The 19749-nt window shown below is 59.6% G+C and carries 17 protein-coding genes; 6 read left to right on the top strand and 11 right to left on the bottom strand.

Annotated elements, in window-relative coordinates:
- Positions 1-14 precede the first annotated feature (14 nt).
- From ACTG2J_RS05140 to ACTG2J_RS05150, 3 genes are read right to left on the bottom strand one after another with little or no spacing between them, the layout of a single operon-like run.
- The gene (locus ACTG2J_RS05140; RefSeq protein WP_113738977.1) at positions 15-2027 is read right to left on the bottom strand and encodes a transglutaminase TgpA family protein; all 2013 of its coding nucleotides are present in this window, start codon (positions 2025-2027) and stop codon (positions 15-17) included.
- Positions 2014-3009, bottom strand: a complete 996-nt coding sequence (locus tag ACTG2J_RS05145) for a DUF58 domain-containing protein (protein ID WP_113738976.1) — start codon at positions 3007-3009, stop codon at positions 2014-2016. The genes ACTG2J_RS05140 and ACTG2J_RS05145 overlap by 14 nt, the downstream gene beginning before the upstream one ends.
- Positions 3009-3938: an AAA family ATPase gene (locus ACTG2J_RS05150; RefSeq protein WP_419178067.1), complete on the bottom strand. Its 930-nt coding sequence runs from the start codon at positions 3936-3938 to the stop codon at positions 3009-3011. Before ACTG2J_RS05150 ends, ACTG2J_RS05145 begins: the two co-directional genes overlap by 1 nt.
- Positions 3939-4294: 356 nt before the next feature.
- On the opposite strand from ACTG2J_RS05150, the gene ACTG2J_RS05155 reads away from it, so the two are divergent.
- The 3 genes from ACTG2J_RS05155 (at position 4295) to dtpB (ending at position 8665) form a co-directional block, all read left to right on the top strand.
- On the top strand, positions 4295-5467 hold the full coding sequence (locus tag ACTG2J_RS05155) for an MFS transporter (RefSeq protein WP_113738975.1): 1173 nt from the start codon (positions 4295-4297) through the stop codon (positions 5465-5467).
- An 18-nt stretch (positions 5468-5485) separates the two neighbouring features.
- Positions 5486-6448, top strand: coding sequence for an HTH-type transcriptional regulator YidZ (gene yidZ, locus ACTG2J_RS05160; protein WP_113738974.1), 963 nt, complete (start codon positions 5486-5488; stop codon positions 6446-6448).
- Positions 6449-7159: 711 nt separating this feature from the next.
- Positions 7160-8665, top strand: a complete 1506-nt coding sequence (gene dtpB / locus ACTG2J_RS05165; RefSeq protein ID WP_113738973.1) for a dipeptide/tripeptide permease DtpB — start codon at positions 7160-7162, stop codon at positions 8663-8665.
- A gap of 57 nt (positions 8666-8722) precedes the next feature.
- Here dtpB and ruvX read toward each other — a convergent pair whose 3' ends face one another.
- The 7 genes from ruvX to metK form a co-directional block, all read right to left on the bottom strand.
- Positions 8723-9145: a Holliday junction resolvase RuvX gene (gene ruvX, locus ACTG2J_RS05170; protein ID WP_005343821.1), complete on the bottom strand. Its 423-nt coding sequence runs from the start codon at positions 9143-9145 to the stop codon at positions 8723-8725.
- A gap of 43 nt (positions 9146-9188) precedes the next feature.
- Positions 9189-9743: a YqgE/AlgH family protein gene (locus tag ACTG2J_RS05175; RefSeq protein ID WP_005349793.1), complete on the bottom strand. Its 555-nt coding sequence runs from the start codon at positions 9741-9743 to the stop codon at positions 9189-9191.
- 201 nt (positions 9744-9944) lie between these two features.
- Positions 9945-10895 carry a glutathione synthase gene (gene gshB, locus ACTG2J_RS05180; protein WP_076492901.1) on the bottom strand — a complete coding sequence of 317 codons (951 nt, stop codon included), beginning with the start codon at positions 10893-10895 and terminating at the stop codon, positions 9945-9947.
- Between the two features lie 51 nt (positions 10896-10946).
- On the bottom strand, positions 10947-11678 hold the full coding sequence (gene rsmE / locus ACTG2J_RS05185) for a 16S rRNA (uracil(1498)-N(3))-methyltransferase (protein ID WP_005343824.1): 732 nt from the start codon (positions 11676-11678) through the stop codon (positions 10947-10949).
- A 118-nt stretch (positions 11679-11796) separates the two neighbouring features.
- Positions 11797-12501: an endonuclease gene (locus ACTG2J_RS05190; RefSeq protein ID WP_236302890.1), complete on the bottom strand. Its 705-nt coding sequence runs from the start codon at positions 12499-12501 to the stop codon at positions 11797-11799.
- A 73-nt stretch (positions 12502-12574) separates the two neighbouring features.
- Complete coding sequence (locus ACTG2J_RS05195; protein ID WP_042055152.1) at positions 12575-13102, bottom strand: SprT family zinc-dependent metalloprotease; 528 nt, start codon at positions 13100-13102, stop codon at positions 12575-12577.
- Between the two features lie 68 nt (positions 13103-13170).
- Positions 13171-14322 (bottom strand): methionine adenosyltransferase, encoded by a 1152-nt coding sequence (metK, locus tag ACTG2J_RS05200; RefSeq protein WP_005338519.1) that lies wholly within the window; start codon positions 14320-14322, stop codon positions 13171-13173.
- A 349-nt stretch (positions 14323-14671) separates the two neighbouring features.
- Here metK and tkt point away from each other — a divergent pair, with 349 nt between their 5' ends.
- Positions 14672-16663 (top strand): transketolase, encoded by a 1992-nt coding sequence (gene tkt, locus ACTG2J_RS05205; RefSeq protein WP_005338517.1) that lies wholly within the window; start codon positions 14672-14674, stop codon positions 16661-16663.
- Positions 16664-16888: 225 nt separating this feature from the next.
- Entirely contained in the window at positions 16889-17461 is a 573-nt protein-coding gene (locus ACTG2J_RS05210) for a hypothetical protein (protein ID WP_113738970.1), read from the top strand.
- Between the two features lie 182 nt (positions 17462-17643).
- Here the strand turns inward: ACTG2J_RS05210 and ACTG2J_RS05215 are convergent, their stop codons facing one another.
- Entirely contained in the window at positions 17644-18672 is a 1029-nt protein-coding gene (locus tag ACTG2J_RS05215; protein ID WP_113738969.1) for an NAD(P)H-quinone oxidoreductase, read from the bottom strand.
- Positions 18673-18807: 135 nt separating this feature from the next.
- Here ACTG2J_RS05215 and ACTG2J_RS05220 point away from each other — a divergent pair, with 135 nt between their 5' ends.
- Positions 18808-19680: a LysR family transcriptional regulator gene (locus tag ACTG2J_RS05220; RefSeq protein WP_042055160.1), complete on the top strand. Its 873-nt coding sequence runs from the start codon at positions 18808-18810 to the stop codon at positions 19678-19680.
- The last annotated feature ends 69 nt before the right edge of the window (positions 19681-19749 follow it).

Genomic DNA, 19749 nt, shown 5'->3' on the forward strand with positions numbered 1-19749 from the left:
GGCTCCCCCTTCTTTTATCGCGCACTCGTTGGCTGTTGATCCCAGCGCTGGGCGAGCTGTCTGACACGCCGTCGTAACTGGCGCCAGCAGCGCCCTTGTTGCCGTTCGTTGAGGGGGGCATAACGCCAACTGCGATAGAGCCAGGCCGCCTGCAACAAGGGGTGGGCAAGGTCGGGACGCAGCCGTGCCAGCCGCTCGCACCATGCCCCCATGCTCTCGGCGGGCTGGGGTGGATAGCCACTGCGTTTGCCCCGTTTGAGCAAGGGCTGCCAGATACGCCGCTCTGGCGGCAGGCGGGCGGGCAACTGCAGGGGCAGGCTCACCAGCAGGGCGACCAGCATCAGGCTGGCGAGGATCAACCAGGGGGTGTGCCCCGCCAGTGCAGGCCAGCGCAGACTGATTTGCTGCCAGAGCTGGCCCGCATCGTAACCAATCACCCAGCGACTCCACTGGTAGTCGATATTGTTGCCCCACCAGCGCAGTTGATTGAGCAGAGCCCAGTTGCGATAACGCTGCAAAGCGAGCGGGTCGGCAGCGGTAAACTCGTCGCTCAGCGCCTCCCTCACGCCGCCTTCAATGCGCTCCGGTGCCACTGCCGCCGTGGGGTCGATTCGCTGCCACTTTCCCCCTTCATCGAGATACTCCACCCAGGCATGAGCATCGAACTGGTGTACCGCCAGATAGTTGCCCGTGGGATTCCACTCGCCGCCGAGATAACCGGTGACCAGCCGTGCCGGAATGCCGGCAGCGCGCAGCACGAAAGCGGTCGCCATGGCGTAGTGGCCGCAAAAGCCCTGCTTGGTATCGAACAGGAACTCATCCACTCCGTCACGGCCAAGTTGTGGCGGGGTCAGGGTGTAGTAATAGGATTGGCTGCGAAACTGCGCGAGCAGGGCGGCGACCAGCTCTGCGCGATCCGGATGGCGTGTGGCCAGCCCTTGGCCATGGGCGCGCGCTCTCGGGTTGCCTCCGGCTGGCAGTTGCTGGTTGCGCTGGGCAGCTTGGTGGTCATCCTCGGGCAGCGCTTCGCCACGGCCAATGCGATAGCGGATCGCCACCTCGCCGCTCCCCTGCCGATAGAGGGTGTCGAGAGGGGTAAGCAGCACAGGGCCCGCCAGCAGACGCGGTTCACTCAGGGCAAAGGCCCAGCGGTGGCGCTGGGGCTCGGCGATCACCTCGTAGCTCCCGGCTGGCAACGGGCTATCTGCCAGTTGAGTGTTGGCCTGAGAAGATGCCAGAAGGGTGAGCCCGGTCTGCACCGGCACTGTCTGCTGCCATGCTTTGACCTCGGGGCTCAGCAACCAGCGCTGGCCATCGAAAACTTCTTGGCGCATCACCGGAAAGTAGCGCTCGCGGGCAGGGGGCGGGCCATCGGCAAAAGTGACCCGAAACGCCAGTTCCGAGGAGTTGACCAGTTCGCTGATATCGCCGGGGGCCAGCTCTTCCGAGAGCCCCGACAGGGCGCGGCTGGTGGTGGGCATCTGCCAGAGGGGCGGGAGCCTTGGCAGCAGCAAAAACAGAGTGATAAGCAGGGGAAGCGCCAGCAGCAGGCCACCGCCCGCGCTGCGCCATGGCCTTTTCTGCTCGGGTGCAATGGCGGCCACCAGTGTGGTCACTGCCAGCCAGAGCGCCACTGCCATCCCGACTGCCCAGCCGATGCTTTGTCGCTGCACCAGTGCCAGCGCGATGAGAAAGAAGGCGAGCAGCAGCACCTGCTCGATATCCCGCTCGCGCCGCACTTCTATCATCTTCAGGCTATAGCCGAGCCAGAGCAGATTGATCAGGGCTGGCAGGGTGCCCAATGTGCGCCACTGCAACCCCAGCAACAGCACAGTGGTGATGGCCAGCAGTGCCAACCAGTGGGCAGGCAGGGGCGGCCAGCCGCGCCACAGCATCATGGCCCGGACGCCAAGGGTTGCGGCGCTTACCGCCACCACCCAGAGCTGCAACTGGGGCCAGAGCGCCGCGACCAGCAGCAGCTGTTGCAGGGCGATGAGTGGCAGCAGGCGGCGGTTATTTAGCAGCATCCTGCGTGCTCTTCGGTGGTGTGGCATCGAACTGGGCCAGTGCCAGCAGGCAGCGCTGCACAAAGGCGGCACCGCTATCGGGCCCCAGCGTCTGGTTTGCCAGCGTCAGGGTGAAGGGGATGCCCCGCTTGCCGTAATCGGCGCACCACCAGGCCAGCACCGCCAGCCGCTGCTCCAGATCCCCACCCGCGATCCGCTGCAACATAAGGTGAGTGTCATCCTGCTGCGGTTCATGGAACTGCTTGGTCAGCAGGCCGCGCCCCTGGGCAAGTTGCTTCCAGGCGACTCGGCTCAGTGGCTCACCGGCCTGATGTGTCCGCAGGGTATCAAAGTCACCGAGGGGAGCTGGCGCGGGCTGGCCCTGATGCCCCTCGCTTTGGGTCGCATGCTCCCCTCTTAGTGCCCCGAACGCCGGTTTGGGGGCGAGCCAGCCCTCCAGTTGCAAGTCCAGCAGGGACCAGCAGCGAAACAGGCCGAGAGGGTAGCGGCTCTCGACCCGCAATCGACCAAGGGGCAGTGGCCCGCGGCGCGAGCCCGATACTGGCAGGATAACTGTGCGGGGCACAGCGTCGGCCTGGGCCAGCCAGAGGCTGCCTTCGTTGAGGTTAAACCGGAGCGCCTGCACCGGGCGAGGGCTCTGCACCAAGATACGGATAGGTAGCTGGCTACCCGCTTCCCCCAGCACTGGCGGGCCACCCAGCAGCGCCAGCCCCAGCAGATTGCGGTGGGTGAGCCACATGGCTGCCATAAACAGGCTGCCGAGGCAGTAGGCTACCAGCAGCACCAGATTGTTCTGGTAATTGGTGCCGAGCAGATAGATGGCGAGCAGCACCAGCAGATAGAGCAGTCCCATGCGGGTAGGGAGGATAAAGAGGCTGCGGGTAGCCAGCGTGATCTGGCGGGCCGGGGGAATGCGGCGGTCGAGCCAGCGTCGCTGCCAGCGGGCACGCCACTGCTGCCAGCGGGTGAACAAGGTGCTCATCAGGGATTGTCCGGATCGACCCTGGCCAGCAGCCGCTGGCTAAGGGGACAGGCTTCGCCGTGCTGCACGCCAAAGCTGCCCCGCAGCCGATGCTCGGCCACATAGGGGAAGACCGCCTGCACATCCTCCACCGTGACAAAGCGCCGCCCGGCAACCAGCGCCCAGGCCCGGCTCACCGCCAGCAAGGTCTGGGCTGCCCGGGGGGAGAGGGGCTGTGGCAGATCCCCATCAAAGCGGCTCTGGTGCACCAGCGCCAGCAGGTAGTCGAGGGTGGCATCGGAAACATGGATAGCATCACCTTCCGCTTGCAGGGCAGTCAGCTCGGCGGCATTCAGCATGGCGGGCAACGGGCCAGTCGGCTGGTGGCCGCGCAGCAACTGGCGCTCCGCCTCTCGCGGCGGAAAACCCAGTGAGAGTCGCACGGCGAAGCGGTCGAGTTGGGACTCTGGCAGTGGATAGGTGCCCGCCTGATCCGCCGGGTTCTGGGTGGCGATGACGAAAAACGGATCGGGGAGGGGATGCGTATTCCCCTCAATGCTCACCTTGCCCTCTGCCATCGCCTCCAGCAGGGCGCTTTGTACTTTGGGGCTGGCGCGGTTGATCTCGTCCGCCAGCAGTACCTGGGTGAAGATGGGGCCGGGGTGAAAGCGAAATGTTTGCTGCTGGGGGTCAAAGATCTGCAACCCCAGCAGGTCGGCGGGGAGCAGATCGGCGGTGAACTGCATGCGCCGGCATGCCAGCCCCAGTACCTGTGCCAGCGCGTGGGCCAGGGTGGTTTTGCCCATACCGGGCAGATCCTCGATCAGCAGATGACCGCGCGCCAGCAGGGTCACCAGCGCGATTTTCAGTTGCAGCGGCTTGCCCAGAATGGCTTGCTCCAGTGCTGACAGCAGCCCGGCAATCTGCTCTTCTCTCTCCATTCCCTTCATACACATTTCCTGTATTGCGTCGCACCTACAGCTTATACGCCCGCAAGAGCGAAGGCAGATAACAGACGGGCGGTAAAAGTGCTGCGCAGGGATGGCTATGAGCGGGTGGTGACCCGGTTTATTGCTGAGTCTGCTCGATTCAATATGGCCGCTATGGCACGTAACTCAATACAATATTTCCTGATTGGAATGTACCGATCGCCATCTCTTCACTAGGTGAGGGCGCTGGGCGCCCATATAGTTGCCCCATTGCGACGCGCTGTGTTGCTACCTTTGTCACCACCTTGGCCCCGCCACTGTTCGCCTGTCGCTGTGATCTGGCAGGCATCGGCACGCCAATCAGTTATGGAGCATCCATGCCTGTATTCCTGTTGTGCACTTTTCTGATGATCATCCTCTATCCGGTCGGGATCGATCTCTATCTGGTCGCTGTGCCCCAGATTGCCGATACCCTGCAGGCGAGCGAGGCGCAGATCCATACCGCCTTCTCCATCTATCTGTTCGGTATGGCGGCGACCGTGCTGCTGGGCGGGATGATTGCCGATCGCTACGGGCGGCGCTGGGTGGTGCTCGGTGGCGCGCTGATTTTTGTCCTCGCCTCGCTGGTGGCAGGCAGCGCAGAGGGGATAAGTCAGTTCTATTTCGGCCGTTTCTGGCAGGGAGTCGGGGCGGGGGCGCTCTATATCATGACCTTTACCGTGCTGCGGGACGTGCTGAGTCAGGAGCGGCTGGCGATGGCGCTCTCGATGATCAACGGGGTGATCTGCGTGATCCCGGTGCTGGCGCCGGTGCTCGGTTACCTCATCCTGTCCCATTTTGATTGGCGCGGGATCTTCGTGGCGATGGCGCTGGTGGCGGCTGTCAGCGGTCTTGTCAACCTGCTGCTGCTCAAAGAGACCCGTCCGGCGCGGCAACCGGGCAGTGGCGCGGGGCAACCCTTTGTCCTGCTGCGCTCGCCGCGCTTTATGTTGCTATCCCTGCTGACCAGTGCCAGCGTGACCGCCATTCTGGTCTATGTCAGCGTCTCGCCGCTGATCCTGATGAAGGAGTTTGGCTTCACCACCGAGCAGTACTCCATCGTGATGATGGTGATGGCCGGCGTGAGTATGTCCACCTCCTTCCTGACGCCGCTGCTGTTGCGCTGGCTGGGCAAACAGAAAGTTCTGGCGCTGTCTCATCTCTCCTATCTGCTGGCGGCATGCTCACTGATCGGCAGCTGGCAGACGGGGGGCGATATCCATCTGCTGCTGCCGGGATTTACACTGGTCTGTGTCGGCTTCTCCTGTGGCTTCGGGGTGGCGATGGGGGAGGCGCTCGATGGTTGTCAGCACAATGTGGCGTTTGCCAGCGCCGTGCTCTGCATCATGCAGATCAGCCTTTCCGGCCTCTACATCTGGCTGTTGGGTCAACTTGGCTTTGCTCCAACCGAGATGCTGACTTATGCCCTGTTGCTGGCACTGCTCAGTTATCTGGCGGTTAAAGGGCTGGTACCATGGCTCGCGCTTCGTGAAGCGCGGTCGCAGGGCTGATGGAAGATGAGAGGGGATATGCGCAATCTGGGTGAGCTCGATTTAAACCTGTTGGTGGTTTTCAAGTACCTGATGCAGGAGCGCAGTGTGGCAGGGGCTGCCAAAAAGCTCTGTGTCACTCCGTCGGCGGTGAGCAAGTCTCTGGCCAAATTGCGGGAGTGGTTTGACGATCCCCTGTTTGTGCGGGTGCGGCAGGGGTTGCAGCCCACCAACCTCTCCCTGACTCTGGAGGAGGAGCTGAAGGTCTGGTTCCAGCTCACCGACAGCATCACCTCGCTCAATAGCGAGGCGATCCCCGACGGTGCCCGCTTCACGTTGGTGATGGAGTCCCCCTTCTACATCAGCTTCCTGAGCGATCTGCCCATGACCATCTACCAGAAGTACCCCAACTCTGTGGTCAGGATGCTGGGGTGGGATCACCACTCCCTCAACGACATCGTCAATGGCGATGCAGATCTCGGCTTTTGTGCCCGCGAGACCCATGGCCGCTCCCAGGCCAAGGTCAACCGCTTGCCCTACTACATCGATCACGAGGTGCTGTTCACCGATCGCCCGGTGGTGTTCCTGCGCAAGGATCACCCTCTGCTGGAGCAGAAGTGGTCGCTGGAGAATTTTCTGGCCTGCCCCCAGATCAGCATGGTGTGGGAGGCGAACGATACCTGGGCCCTCGACAGTCTGCTGGAGGACGAGGGGCTGAAGCGGGAGGTGCCCATCATGGTCTCAAGCTTCGAGCAGGCGCTGCATATTGCCTCCCAGTCGAGCCACGAACTGATTGCGGTGGCTCCTTCCTACTGCGGTGGTTATGCCAGTCGGCATCACGGCAATCTGATCGCCATGCCGCTGCCGCTCCCCGAGAAGCTCTACGCCCAGCTGGAGATCGCCTTCATCTTGCTGTGGCACAAGCGGCATAATCAGGATGCCAAGGTGATGTGGCTGCGCAACGAGATCCGGCGACTCTACAACGATGAATCGCCACGCTAATGTGGTCGTGACGGTGCCCATCGATCAGCCGGAGCCATCTGCTCCGGCTTTTTGTTGTCGTATCGCCCGGATGAGTGGGCTTTTGCACGACTTAAGTGCCGAGTTCGGGTTCAAGCTGTGTGCCATTCAACTCTCTTTATGCACAGATTGGCCTTGGTTGCACGTCTCGAGTGAAGCTCTTTTCACGAAAAAAATTCATGTGGTTTCATTAGAAAACTTCACTGATGGTCACTTTTAAAGTGTGATCGACCATTAAGTTCCTGTATTTGCAGTGATATAGCATGACCCCCCTTGGAATGGCGGGGTTAGATAGCGCCTGCGTAGGTGACTGCCAGTAGAGGGCAGCGTGAGCCAGCCCCACAGGTCGTCTGTGGCCGTGCCATGCCCCGGCTATCTGGCCACCAGCCATGAGTGACGGAGCAGAGGGGAATAAGTATCAAGGTTGATAAACCGGCTTGAGTAAAGGGATGCAGCAAAGGTAGCACCCGGAGCCGGTAACTGTACTGGGAGACGCCACTCACCATCCCCCGATAACCCGTAATTGAAACCGGCTAGATGAAAAACACCTTTCATCGAACGGGGCCCGTGCACCCGAAAATAGCCAGATTGGCAGGCTGACTGTACTCCCCGTAATGGCAATGACGGACGAAAAAATAGTGCGGCAGCCACCACCAGATTAATAAAAATAAATCTCAGCAAAGGCAGGTTGATATGCGTCCAGCAACAGCACCGACTGGGTTGTTACAACAACCCAAACCCTTCTTTATGATATTTTTCGTCGAACTCTGGGAGCGCTTCGGTTATTACGGCGTGCAGGGGATCCTGGCAGTTTTCTTTGTACAGCAATTGGGTTTTTCCCAGGAGCAGTCGTTTATCACCTTCGGTGCCTTCTCGGCGCTGGTGTATGGCCTTATCTCGATCGGTGGTTATGTCGGTGACCATGTTCTCGGCACCAAGCGCACCATGGTGCTGGGGGCTGTGGTGCTAGTGATAGGCTACTTTATGACCGGCCTCTCTATCTACAATCCCGACCTGATTTTCTATGCGCTAGGCACCATCGCAGTCGGTAACTGCCTGTTCAAGGCCAATCCGGCCAGCCTGCTGTCAAAATGCTACCAGCCAAAAGATCCGCGGCTGGATGGGGCTTTTACCCTGTTCTATATGTCGATCAATATTGGCTCCCTTATTTCCCTTTCGCTCGCGCCGGTGATTGCCGATCACTACGGCTATACCGTGACCTATAACCTGTGCGGGGTGGGGCTGATTATTGCGCTGCTCACCTTCTTTGCCTGCCGCAATATGGTCAAGGATATTGGCTCCGAGCCGGATCACCTGCCGCTCGATTACAGCAAGCTGCTGCTGGTTATATTGGGTTCGGTAGCCATGGTCTTCTTCTGCGCCTGGCTGATGCACCACGTGGTGATCGCCAACATGGTGCTGATGACGGTAACCATCGCCGTGGTGATTTTCTTCTTTCGCGAGGCGTTCAGGCTCGATACCGTGGGCCGCAACAAGATGTATGTGGCCTTCGTACTGATGCTGGAGGCGGTGCTCTTCTACGTGCTGTACGCCCAGATGCCGACGTCTCTGAACTTCTTTGCCATCAACAACATGCACCACGAAATGCTGGGCATGAGCGTCAACCCCATCAGCTTCCAGGCGCTCAACCCCTTCTGGGTGGTGGTGGGTAGCCCGGTACTCGCGATGATCTATACCCGGATGGGCAGCAAGGGGCGGGATCTCACCATGCCGCTCAAGTTCACCCTCGGGATGTTCTTCTGCTCGCTGGGCTTTCTGACGGCGGCAGCATCCGGCTGGTGGTTTGCCGATGAGCAGGGGCTTACCTCCCCCTGGTTTATGGTGCTTATCTACCTGTTCCAGAGTCTGGGCGAGCTGATGATCAGCGCGCTGGGACTGGCGATGGTCGCCGCGCTGGTGCCACAACGCCTGATGGGCTTCATTCTCGGAATGTGGTTCCTGACTCAAGCGATGGCGTCCCTGCTGGGGGGCTATGTGGCGACTTTTACCGCCGTGCCGCAAGGGATGACGGATCCGCTGCAAACTTTGTCCATTTACACCGGCGTATTTGGCAAGATCGGGATGGCGACCCTGTTGATTGCGGTAGTGATGGGGCTGATGGTGCCCTGGCTCAACCGGATGATGAATGCGACGCCGACAGAGGCCGAGGGGCTGGTGGCGGGACAATCACAGGCGTAATGAGGGGATTGTGCGAGACAAGGCAAGGGCGGCGACCCTTGCCTTGCTGTTGATGGTTTAGTTGTACTGCTCTTCCATCCAGGCTTCGACGATCAGCTGCGCCGATACCCCGTCCACACTGCCTTTCTCCAGCGCGCGATAGCCGCCTCGCTCAAACAGCCGGGCGCGGGCATCTGTGGTGGTGAGTCGTTCATCCTTGAACTCCACCGGCTTGCCGAAACGGCCATGCAGCCGGTTGCCGAATTTGCGGGCCCGTACCGTGATCTCCTGATCGGTGCCATCCATGTTCAGCGGCAGACCGACCACCAGCAGATCCGGTTGCCACTCCTTGAGCAGCTTCTCAATCTCGTCCCAGTTGGGGATGCCGTCGTTGGCCTTGAGGGCGCGCAGAGGCTGGGCTGTGCCAGTCAGCTCCTGACCGATGGCGACGCCAATGCTCTTGGTGCCATAGTCAAAGCCCATGATGCTGCGTGATGACATAACTGATAAATCCTCGAAATAGAGAGCGGAGCGGGCCAGCCGATCAGCTGTGGCCGATGTCGCTGGAGAGGTGAACCGGGTTCACCCCTATGCTGGCGGCGGCTTGCTGCCAACGTTTGTGAATGGGGGTCTTGAACACCAGAGCCGGATTGGGGGGGATCACCAGCCAGGCGCCGTCCACCAGCTCCTGCTCCAGCTGCCCGGCGCTCCAGCCGGCATAACCAAGGGCCACCAGCCAATGGGCAGGAGCCTCGCTCGTACCCAGGGTTTCCAGAATATCCTTGGAGGTGGTCACCATCATCTCATCCCCCACCTGCAGGGTGGAGTTGAAACCGGGGCGGAAGCTGTGCAGCACGAAGCCGCGATCGGCGTGAACCGGTCCCCCTTGCAGCACCGGCTGCTTGAGCTCCGGGTTGTTGGGCGGATTGAGCTGGAGCTGGGTCAGCATGGTTTCCAGCGACATCTCGACCGGAATGTTGACGACCAGTCCCATGGCGCCCTCTTCGTTGTGCTCGCACAGATAGACCAGCGAGCGCTCGAAGTAGGGATCCGTCAGGCTTGGCATGGCAAGCAGGAAGTGATTTTGCAGTGTTTGCATAGAGGCCAAATAGTGCAAAGGTATTTGAGGTCAATTATGGCAGTTGATCCCCATGGGAAAAACCGCTTTTTGGGCTGGGCGAGATCCTGCCCCTTTCCGGATTGTCTTGAAACAGAGAGGGTGGCGCTGGGCCACCCTCTCTGTTTCCGGGCTTGTCAGTGGCGGATTACCCCTGAACAGGCCGGTTAGCCTGCCTGGCGATTATTTGCCCAGCCGACGTTCGATGGCATCCATCAGCATGCCGGTAATGTGCACGTCGAAGGCCGCTTCAATCTCGCGAATGCAGGTCGGGCTGGTGACGTTAATCTCGGTCAGGCGATCGCCGATGATGTCGAGGCCGACGAAGATTAGCCCTTTCTCTTTCAACGTCGGGCCCACCGCGCGGGCGATGGCCCAGTCGGCTTCGCTCAGGGGGCGCGCTTCACCACGGCCACCGGCTGCCAGATTGCCACGGGTCTCACCTTGCGCCGGAATACGGGCGAGGCAGTAAGGCACCGGTTCACCGTCCACCACCAACACCCGCTTGTCGCCATCCTTGATGGCGGGCAGATAGGTCTGCGCCATACAGTACTGGCTACCGTGGGCGGTCAGGGTCTCGATAATCACACCGACGTTGGCGTCATCTTCCTTCATGCGGAAGATGGAGGCGCCACCCATGCCGTCCAAGGGCTTCAAGATCACGTCTTTGTGCTGAGCGTGGAAGGCGCGCAGCTTGTCGGCGCGGCGGGTCACCAGCGTGGTCGGGGTGTGCTCGGCAAACCAGGCGGTATAGAGCTTCTCGTTGGCGTCGCGCAGGCTCTGCGGCTTGTTGACGATAAGGCAACCCTCATCCTCGGCACGCTCCAGCATGTAGGTGGCGTAGATAAATTCGGTATCGAACGGCGGATCCTTGCGCATCAGGATCACATCGAGGTTGGAGAGGGGCTGATCCACCACCTCGCCCAGCGTGTACCAGTCGGCATAGTCATATTTGACGGTGAGCGGGCGCATGGTACCAAAGGCGCGACCGGCTTCCATGTAGAGATCCTTCATCTCCAGATAGAACAGCTCATAGCCGCGCTTTTGCGCCTCTTCGAGCATGGCAAAGCTGGAATCTTTCTTGATGTTGATGGCCGAGATGGGGTCCATCACGATGCCGAGTTTAATGGTCATCCGAATATCCTTCTTGTGGCTCGATTGCTAGTGAGATTCTTAAAACCTGCTTCAGGCCAGATCGCCAAAGCGGCACTGCAGCGCAGTGATCGCCGTCAGGGCGGCAGTTTCGGTGCGTAGCACCCGCGGCCCCAGCAGCATCTCTTTGAAATCTTCCTGCACGGTACGGGCGATCTCGTCGCTCGACAATCCCCCTTCCGGGCCAATCAGCAGGCGCACCCCATGCTCGGGAACGGGCAGGGTGTTGATGCTGTACTCGGCGCGCGGGTGCAGGTTGAGCTTGAGTTCCTTGGTCTCTTCTGCCAGCCAGGCGTCCAGTTCCATCGGCATGCGCACCTCTGGCACCACGTTGCGGCCGCACTGTTCGCAGGCGCTGATCACCACCTTTTGCCACTGCTCGCGCTTCTTCTCCAAGCGGTCTGCCGGCAGCTTGACGCCACAGCGTTCGGAGAAGAGCGGGGTGATGCAGGTGACGCCCAGCTCCACCGATTTCTGGATGGTGAAGTCCATCTTGTCGCCACGGCTGATCACCTGACCGAGGTGGATGGCCAGCGGTGACTCCACCGATTGAACGTCGCAGCTGTCGATGGTCACTTCCACCGACTTTTTGCCGACGCTGGCGATGGTGGCGGGATATTGATTGCCATCGCCGTTGAACAGCTCGAGCTGCTGGCCAGGCTGCATGCGCAGCACCCGGCCGATATGGTTGGCGCCGTCTTCCGACAGGGCGATAGTCTGGCCAACTTGCAGGGTGGCCGGTTCATAGATACGTGGAATGCGCATGGCTGCTTGTCAGTCTCTTGCTTGGAAACCCTTTATATCCTGCGGCAAGCAAGGCTCACGCGGCAATAGGGAAGGGCTTCATGATAGGAGGGGTGATCCCCTCCCTGGTCAAATGGGGTTATTGGCACTGCTTTTCAATAAAGGGATTGGTATTGCCCTGCAGCTTGCCGATGCGGCGGTTGCGCTCGCACTCCCAGCCCTCTGCCGGGTACTGGCGATCCCAGGCTTCAAACAGTTTACGCTGTTGCGCTGCCAGACGCAGCCCATACTGCTGGCTCATGTAGAGGTAGGCGCGGGCAATCTGGCCCCGTACCGGCCCCTTGGGCGGCTGCACCCGACGATCCTTGAAATCCACCAGCATCTGGCACTGGCCGTACTGATCCGGCTTGCCGTTCCAGTCGGAGAAGCGGTAGTTGGCCCGATCGCCGTTCACTTCGCCAATGGCGGGGAAGAGGTTGTGCATGTCCCCCTCCATCTTGTTGAACTCGGGACTCGCTTTTTCGCAGTTCTTGCGACCGCCATCCTGCCAGCACTGCAGCTGGTGGCCGAACTCCCAGGCGGGGACCACGTGTTCCCACTCGATGCGGGCGGCGCGTTTGGCCTGCTTGCGCGGCTCGTAACCGCAGCTGGCGAGATCCGGGCTCATTTTCTTGCCCTGATAGTCGATGTCGCAGCCGCAGTAGAAGGTGGTGACCGCAGGCTGGCTGCGATAGATCTTCACCAGATCCTGCTTGGCTTCGCGAAAGGTCTGGGCGTGCAGGGGGGCGCTGAGCAGCGGTAAACCGGCCAGCAGGGTCAGGGCGAGGGAGGAGATGAAACGCATGGGATTCCTTGCAAACGGGGTGATTGACGAACGATGGCGGGCACCCTACCACAGGGGCGCGACACAAGCTGGCTTACTGCTCTGGCTCCGGCCGTTCCCGCTCCAGCGGCTGCTTGCAGCGACGACAGTGATAGCGGGCTTCGCCACGCACCACCTTGTTGTGGCGGCGTATCGACAGTTGATGCTGCTGGCAGTGACAGCGATAGGGCACGGTGCGCTGGGCCAGTACCGCCAGATCGAAGCTGTGGGTGGTTCTGGGCTCAAGGCCGAACACCTCCCGCATTACCGATTGCCACTGGCGGCCGTGGGGTAGCACCCGGTTTTTGCCGCGCCCGTCACCCCACAGGGCATAGACCAGCAGATGGGCCACCTCGTGGGGCACCACCTCATCCAGAAACGCCTGCTGGTTGGCCTGATAGAGGGCAGGGTTGAAGCGCAACTCCCAGGTTTGCAGCCGCGCCGATCCTGCCGCCCGGCCCCGCATATTGCAGTAGATCCGCGGGCGGGGGAAGGTGCGGCCAAGGCGCGCCTCGGCCTGCACAAAGCAGGCTTCTACGCGTTGTTGCAGCAGGGCGACAAGCTGGGCAGGAGTGGCAGACATCAACATCTCGTCAGATAGCGGATAAGCAAAAGGGGAGCCAGGCTCCCCTTTTATGACAACAGCGAGCCTTACAGGCCAGCGGCGGAACGCAGCAGTTCGGCCTTGTCGGTCTGCTCCCACGGGAACTCGTCACGACCGAAGTGACCGTAGGCAGCGGTAGCCTGGTAGATCGGGCGCTTCAGATCCAGCATTTCGATCAGGCCATACGGGCGCAGTTCGAAGTGCTCGCGCACCAGTTTGACCAGCAGCTCTTCGGCGACCTTGGCAGTACCGAAGGTTTCGACGCTGATGGAGGTCGGCTCGGCCACGCCGATGGCGTAGGAGATCTGGATTTCACAGCGATCGGCCAGACCGGCGGCAACGATGTTTTTTGCAACGTAACGTGCGGCGTAGGCAGCGGAACGGTCAACCTTGGACGGATCCTTGCCGGAGAAGGCGCCACCACCGTGACGGGCCATGCCGCCGTAGGTGTCGACGATGATCTTGCGACCGGTCAGACCGCAGTCACCCATCGGGCCGCCGATAACGAAACGGCCGGTCGGGTTGATGAAGTATTTGGTGTCCTTGTTGACCCACTCGGCCGGCAGTACCGGCTTGATGATCTCTTCGCGTACCGCTTCAACCAGATCTTTGTGGCTGATGGATTCGGCGTGCTGGGTAGACAGCACAACGGCATCCACACCGATGATCTTGCCTGCGTCGTCGTAGGCGAAGGTCAGCTGGCTCTTGGCATCCGGACGCAGCCACGGCAGGGTGCCGTTCTTGCGCACTTCAGCCTGACGCTTCACCAGCAGGTGAGAGTAGGTGATGGGGGCCGGCATCAGCACGTCGGTTTCGTTGGTGGCGTAGCCGAACATCAGGCCCTGGTCGCCAGCGCCCTGCTCCAGCGGATCGCTGCGGTCAACACCCTGGTTGATGTCCGGGGACTGCTTGCCAATGGCGTTCAGCACGGCGCAGGAGTCAGCGTCGAAGCCCATGTCGGAGTGGGTGTAGCCGATTTCACGTACGGTATCACGCACGATCTCTTCGATATCAACCCAGGCTGAGGTGGTTACTTCGCCGGCCACCATGACCATACCGGTCTTGACCAGGGTCTCACAGGCGACACGGGCCTTGGTATCTTGCTTGAGGATGGCGTCCAGTACCGCATCGGAGATCTGGTCCGCAATCTTGTCGGGATGGCCTTCGGAGACCGACTCGGAAGTAAACAGCTTTGCCATGATAAGAGTCTCAGCTTGTCTGGGTTATCGCCACGGCAATAACCGGGTGAATGGGATGGTGTAGAGGTATCTACATCTGGACGTCTATTTTAATTAGCGCCCCCCCCGATTGCCAGCACTATTTTGTCGCGCAGTGTCCAATGGGTCACAAGCGGTGCTCTCCTATCCCGAAAGGGATGGAAGTCAAACGTTTTTCTCTGGTTGCTTTGGTCAATAGAGGGCAAGAAAAGCGATTGTCCTCCCAAAGCCACTTTATTCATCCAGATAATATTTGCACGCCGCGCGCCCTGCTGGGACAATAACGCGCCTTAATCTTGGCCATCAAATGAAGCAATCGCAGGAGATTCAGATGCCTTCTCGTAAAGAGCTTGCCAATGCCATTCGTGCATTGAGTATGGATGCCGTTCAAAAAGCCAACTCCGGTCACCCGGGCGCCCCCATGGGAATGGCGGATATCGCCGAAGTGCTGTGGCGTAGCCACCTCAGACATAACCCGAACAACCCCAAGTGGGCCGACCGCGACCGTTTCATTCTCTCCAACGGCCACGGCTCCATGCTGCTGTACTCCCTGCTGCACCTCTCCGGTTATGACCTCTCCATCGACGATCTGAAAAACTTCCGCCAACTGCACTCTCGCACCCCGGGTCACCCGGAGTACGGCTATGCACCGGGCGTGGAAACCACCACTGGCCCGCTGGGTCAGGGCATCACCAACGCCGTGGGTATGGCGATCGCCGAGAAAGCCATGGCTGAGCAGTTCAACCAGCCGGGTCATGACATCGTTGACCACTACACCTACGCCTTTATGGGCGACGGCTGCCTGATGGAAGGTATCTCCCACGAAGCGTGCTCCCTGGCAGGTACCCTGCAACTGGGCAAACTGATCGCGTTCTGGGATGACAACGGTATCTCCATCGACGGTCACGTAGAAGGCTGGTTCACCGACGACACCGTCAAGCGTTTCGAAGCCTACGGCTGGCACGTAATCCCGGCTGTTGACGGTCACAGCCCGGAAGCCATCAATGCCGCCATCGAAGCCGCCAAGGCCGAGACCGGCAAGCCTACTCTGATTTGCTGCCGCACCATCATCGGTTACGGTTCTCCGAACAAATCCGGTTCTCACGACTGCCACGGCTCACCGCTGGGCAACGACGAGATCGCCGCGGCTCGCGCATTCCTGAAGTGGGACCACGCTCCGTTCGTTATCCCGGCCGATATCGCTGCCGAGTGGAACGCTCAGGAGAAGGGCGCTGCACTGGAAGCCGACTGGGCTGCCAAGTTCGCCGCCTATGAAGCCGCTCACCCGACGCTGGCTGCCGAGTTCAAGCGCCGTACCGCTGGCGAACTGCCGGCCAACTGGGCTGCTGAATCCGCCAAGATCATCGAAACCCTGCAAGCCAACCCGGCCAAGATTGCGACCCGTAAAGCGTCCCAGAACTCTCTGGAAGCCTTCGGCAAGCTGCTGCCGGAGTTCATGGGCGGCTCTGCCGACCTGGCTCCGTCCAACCTGACCATGTGGTCCGGCTCCAAGTCCCTGACCAACGACGATGCCTCCGGCAACTACATCCACTACGGTGTACGCGAGTTCGGTATGTCCGCCATCATGAACGGTATCGCCCTGCACGGTGGTTTCATCCCCTACGGCGCAACCTTCCTGATGTTTATGGAGTACGCTCGCAACGCCCTGCGCATGGCCGCCCTGATGAAGCAGCGCGCCATCTTCGTTTACACCCACGACTCCATCGGTCTGGGTGAAGATGGCCCGACTCACCAGCCGGTTGAGCAGATCGCCTCCCTGCGTCTGACCCCGAACATGAGCACCTGGCGTCCGTGTGACCAGGTTGAATCTGCCATCGCCTGGAAACACGCCATCGAGCGTACCGACGGCCCGACCTCTCTGATCTTCTCTCGTCAGAACCTGGCCCAGATGGACCGTACCGCCCAGCAGCTGGCCGACACCGCCAAGGGTGGTTACGTGCTGAAGGATTGCGCCGGTACTCCGGAGCTGATCCTGATCGCCACCGGTTCCGAAGTGGAACTGGCCGTTGCTGCCTATGAGCAGCTGACTGCCAAGGGCCGTGCCGTGCGCGTGGTCTCTCTGCCGTCTACCGACGTGTTCGACGCTCAATCTGCCGAGTACAAAGAGTCCGTCCTGCCGTCCTCCGTCACCAAGCGTGTGGCCATCGAAGCCGGCATCGCTGACTACTGGTACAAGTACGTCGGTTTCGGCGGCAAGATCATTGGTATGACCACCTTCGGTGAGTCCGCACCGGCCGAGCTGCTGTTCAAGGAATTCGGCTTTACCGTGGAAAACGTGGTTGCGACCGCTGAATCCCTGTAATAGCTGACCATTGGGCCACTCTGGCCCAATAGCTAGAAAATAAAACGCCCTCCATCGCAAGATGGGGGGCGTTTTTTCTATCTTTGGTTTCAAACAGCAAAGGTCAATTTAAAGGCTTATATTTTCGTGCCTAACATTCCCAAAGTTGGCTTCATTCGATACGCTATAGCCACTAAAAGTAATGGTTTAGCGATATGTCGGTTTTGTATGGGAGAGGGTTTATTAATGAAAAAATTTTTCCAAGTAACTATAGGGTTGATTTTGTTAGCGGTTCTCTTTTTTGGTATCTATATATTAGTTAGCAAAGTTTGGACTGTTTTTCAGGCTATAAATCCGACTCTCGCTGCAGGTATTATTGCTGCATCGGCAACTATTTTTGTTTCTGTCGCTACGGTTATGCTCTCAAAAAGACAAGAGCAAAAAGTAGAAATTGCTGCTCAGCTAAGGCAGAAAAAGGTTCCAGTATATGAAAAAATCATAGAATTTATTTTCCTTATAACATTTGCAGCAAAGCTTGAAAAAAATGCTCCAACTGAAAGTGAAACAATACAGTTTTTTGCTGATACAACAAGAGATCTCGTTATTTGGGGCTCTCATGATATGGTAAAAGCATTTGGAGATTTTCGTGAGGCCATGATGTCTATTCCTAGCGATGGCGACTCTCGCCATATTCTAGCCTCTGTAGAAGATCTGCTTTTCGCAGTTAGAAAAGATCTTGGACATAATAGCAGAGTAAAACGAGGTGACATATTGAGGCTTTATATAAACGACTTGCCAGATTATTTTTCTAAGGTGTAATTTCCTATCTGAAAAGGAAGTTTATTTCGATGCCATAAAAATAATGTCCCTTCCTGTTACCAAAATAGAGACCGGCATATAGCCGGTCACTTTTTATTGAGAGCAACACTTACCCCTGCGGCGGGGGCTTTCCGCGTTGGATATCACCACATCCACCTCGGCCTGCTCCACTATGCGCTTTATCAATCTGACGATAACGGTGCCATGGTTAACACCAGCTTGCCGATATGGCGGCCTGAGTCCAGCAAATGGTGAGCGGCAGCGGCCTCATGCAGCGGGAAGGTTTGGTAAACCTGCGGTTTGACCTCGCCGCGTTCGATAAATGGCCAGACATGAGTTTGCAGCTGGGCAATCAGTTCGGCTTTTTCCTGCGGAGTACGCGAGCGCAGGGTGGAGCCGATATGGGTCAGCCGCTTTTGCAGCATGGGAAACAGATCCAGATTGGGGGCGGCGCCCGCAATAATGCCGATCTGGACTATGCGACCATTGATGGCGGCCGCCGCATAGTTGCGCGCGACATACTCTCCGCCAATGATATCGAGAATGATGTCGGCGCCATGGCCATCGGTGGCTGCATGCACGGCCTCGACAAAATCCTCCTCCTTGTAGAGCACGGCCACATCCGCGCCCAGCTTGATGCTGGCGGCCTGCTGCTCGGGGGAGCCGACCGTGGTGATGATTTTGGCGGCGCCAAATGTCTTGGCCAGCATGGTGGCGGTCGTGCCGATGCCGGAGGCACCGCCATGGATCAAGATAATGTCCCCTTTTTTGAACTGGCCCCGTTCAAACATATTTGACCAGACCGTCATAAAGGTTTCCGGCAGTGCCGCGGCTTCGACAAAGCTCAATCCGGGCGGCAGGGGCAGGACATTGCTCTGGTGGGCGACGCTGTACTCGGCATAGCCGCCACCCGAAATCAGCGCGGCGACCTTGTCGCCAATCTTGAGATGAGTCACCTGCTCCCCCTTGGCGACCACGACCCCGGCGACCTCCAGCCCGGGAATATCCGATGCCCCTGCCGGAGGCGGGTAGAGCCCTTTGCGCTGCATCACATCCGGCCCATTGATGCCGGTCGCATAGTGCCGGATCAAAACCTCATCCGGCTTGGGCGCCGGTGTGGCGCGGGTGGTCAGTTGCAAGACATCGGGGCCACCTGGCTGGGTAATCTCTACCGCGCTCATGGTGGCGGGAATGGAATAGGCGTTATGCATCAGCGGCTCCTTGTAACGAGGTGATATGAGGTTCCCCGGATGGGATGAGCACCAAGATAGTGGAGATTGCTGATGAATAAACGCAGTATTATCCCTCACCTGTAATGCAAAAATGCATTTCAATCGGGAGTCGTGATGAACTGGGATGATGCGAAAATTTTTCTGGCGTTGCATCGGGAAGGGAGCCTGAGGGGCGCCGCCCGTGTGGTCGGGGTCGATCAGGCCACCATTGGCAGACGGATTGCCGCACTGGAGCATCGTCTGGCGGCCACGCTGTTTCTCCGCACATCCAAAGGGTATGTGCTGACCCATGTCGGAGAGATAGTGCTGGCCAGCGCCCAGCAGATGGAGCTGGCGGCCATTGATTTTGTGCGGGCGGCGCAAGGGGTCGACAACCGCCTGGTTGGGGAGGTCAGCGTGGCGACCACAGACACCCTGGGGATGGATTTCCTGATACCGGCTCTGACCGAGCTGCATCAGCGTTATCCCGATATCAGGGTCATCCTCAATACCTCGACCCAGGTGGTCAATCTGTCCCTGCGGGAAGCGGATATCGCGATCCGGACGGTGAAGCCGGACAATCCCGACCTGATTATTCGCAAGCTGGCCTCCTGGCCGGTCGGGTTGTATGCCTCCGCCGACTATCTGGCTCGCCATGGCATTCCCGAAGCGGGCACCGGTTTTGCGGGCCATTCGCTGGTGGTGTATGAGCCCCACTGGCAGAGCGCTCGCTCGCCAATGATGCTCGAAGAGGCGGCCGAGGGGGCCACGGTCGCCGCGGGGGTCAATACCAGCCTGATGCTGCGTCAGGCCCTGTTGATGGGGCTGGGACTTGGCGAGGTGGCGGTTCCGCTCGCCGAGCAAGCCGGGTTGGTGCGGGTCTGGCCCGAGCGGCAGTTACAGCAATCCTACGATGTGTGGCTGGTGACCCATCAGGATGTGCAGCATGCCGCGCGGGTCAGGGCCGTCATGGATGCCATCGTCAGGGCATTTGCCGCGATGGCCTAAGTCTGGCGGGGATTCTGTTCAGGTTTTGTCGCAGCGTGGTCACACCTCTTGCCATAGTCATGGCGGTTG

This window comes from Aeromonas sp. 6P (genome assembly GCF_051919525.1).
GTDB classification, from domain to species: domain Bacteria; phylum Pseudomonadota; class Gammaproteobacteria; order Enterobacterales; family Aeromonadaceae; genus Aeromonas; species Aeromonas veronii.

Bases quoted from the DNA above. Each gene is read 5' to 3' on its own strand.
- ACTG2J_RS05140 (WP_113738977.1), bottom strand. From the start codon at position 2,027: ATGCTGCTAAATAACCGCCGCCTGCTGCCACTCATCGCCCTGCAACAG.
- ACTG2J_RS05145 (WP_113738976.1), bottom strand. From the start codon at position 3,009: ATGAGCACCTTGTTCACCCGCTGGCAGCAGTGGCGTGCCCGCTGGCAG.
- ACTG2J_RS05150 (WP_419178067.1), bottom strand. From the start codon at position 3,938: ATGAAGGGAATGGAGAGAGAAGAGCAGATTGCCGGGCTGCTGTCAGCA.
- ACTG2J_RS05155 (WP_113738975.1), top strand. From the start codon at position 4,295: ATGCCTGTATTCCTGTTGTGCACTTTTCTGATGATCATCCTCTATCCG.
- yidZ (WP_113738974.1), top strand. From the start codon at position 5,486: ATGCGCAATCTGGGTGAGCTCGATTTAAACCTGTTGGTGGTTTTCAAG.
- dtpB (WP_113738973.1), top strand. From the start codon at position 7,160: ATGCGTCCAGCAACAGCACCGACTGGGTTGTTACAACAACCCAAACCC.
- ruvX (WP_005343821.1), bottom strand. From the start codon at position 9,145: ATGTCATCACGCAGCATCATGGGCTTTGACTATGGCACCAAGAGCATT.
- ACTG2J_RS05175 (WP_005349793.1), bottom strand. From the start codon at position 9,743: ATGCAAACACTGCAAAATCACTTCCTGCTTGCCATGCCAAGCCTGACG.
- gshB (WP_076492901.1), bottom strand. From the start codon at position 10,895: ATGACCATTAAACTCGGCATCGTGATGGACCCCATCTCGGCCATCAAC.
- rsmE (WP_005343824.1), bottom strand. From the start codon at position 11,678: ATGCGCATTCCACGTATCTATGAACCGGCCACCCTGCAAGTTGGCCAG.
- ACTG2J_RS05190 (WP_236302890.1), bottom strand. From the start codon at position 12,501: ATGCGTTTCATCTCCTCCCTCGCCCTGACCCTGCTGGCCGGTTTACCG.
- ACTG2J_RS05195 (WP_042055152.1), bottom strand. From the start codon at position 13,102: ATGTCTGCCACTCCTGCCCAGCTTGTCGCCCTGCTGCAACAACGCGTA.
- metK (WP_005338519.1), bottom strand. From the start codon at position 14,322: ATGGCAAAGCTGTTTACTTCCGAGTCGGTCTCCGAAGGCCATCCCGAC.
- tkt (WP_005338517.1), top strand. From the start codon at position 14,672: ATGCCTTCTCGTAAAGAGCTTGCCAATGCCATTCGTGCATTGAGTATG.
- ACTG2J_RS05210 (WP_113738970.1), top strand. From the start codon at position 16,889: ATGAAAAAATTTTTCCAAGTAACTATAGGGTTGATTTTGTTAGCGGTT.
- ACTG2J_RS05215 (WP_113738969.1), bottom strand. From the start codon at position 18,672: ATGCATAACGCCTATTCCATTCCCGCCACCATGAGCGCGGTAGAGATT.
- ACTG2J_RS05220 (WP_042055160.1), top strand. From the start codon at position 18,808: ATGAACTGGGATGATGCGAAAATTTTTCTGGCGTTGCATCGGGAAGGG.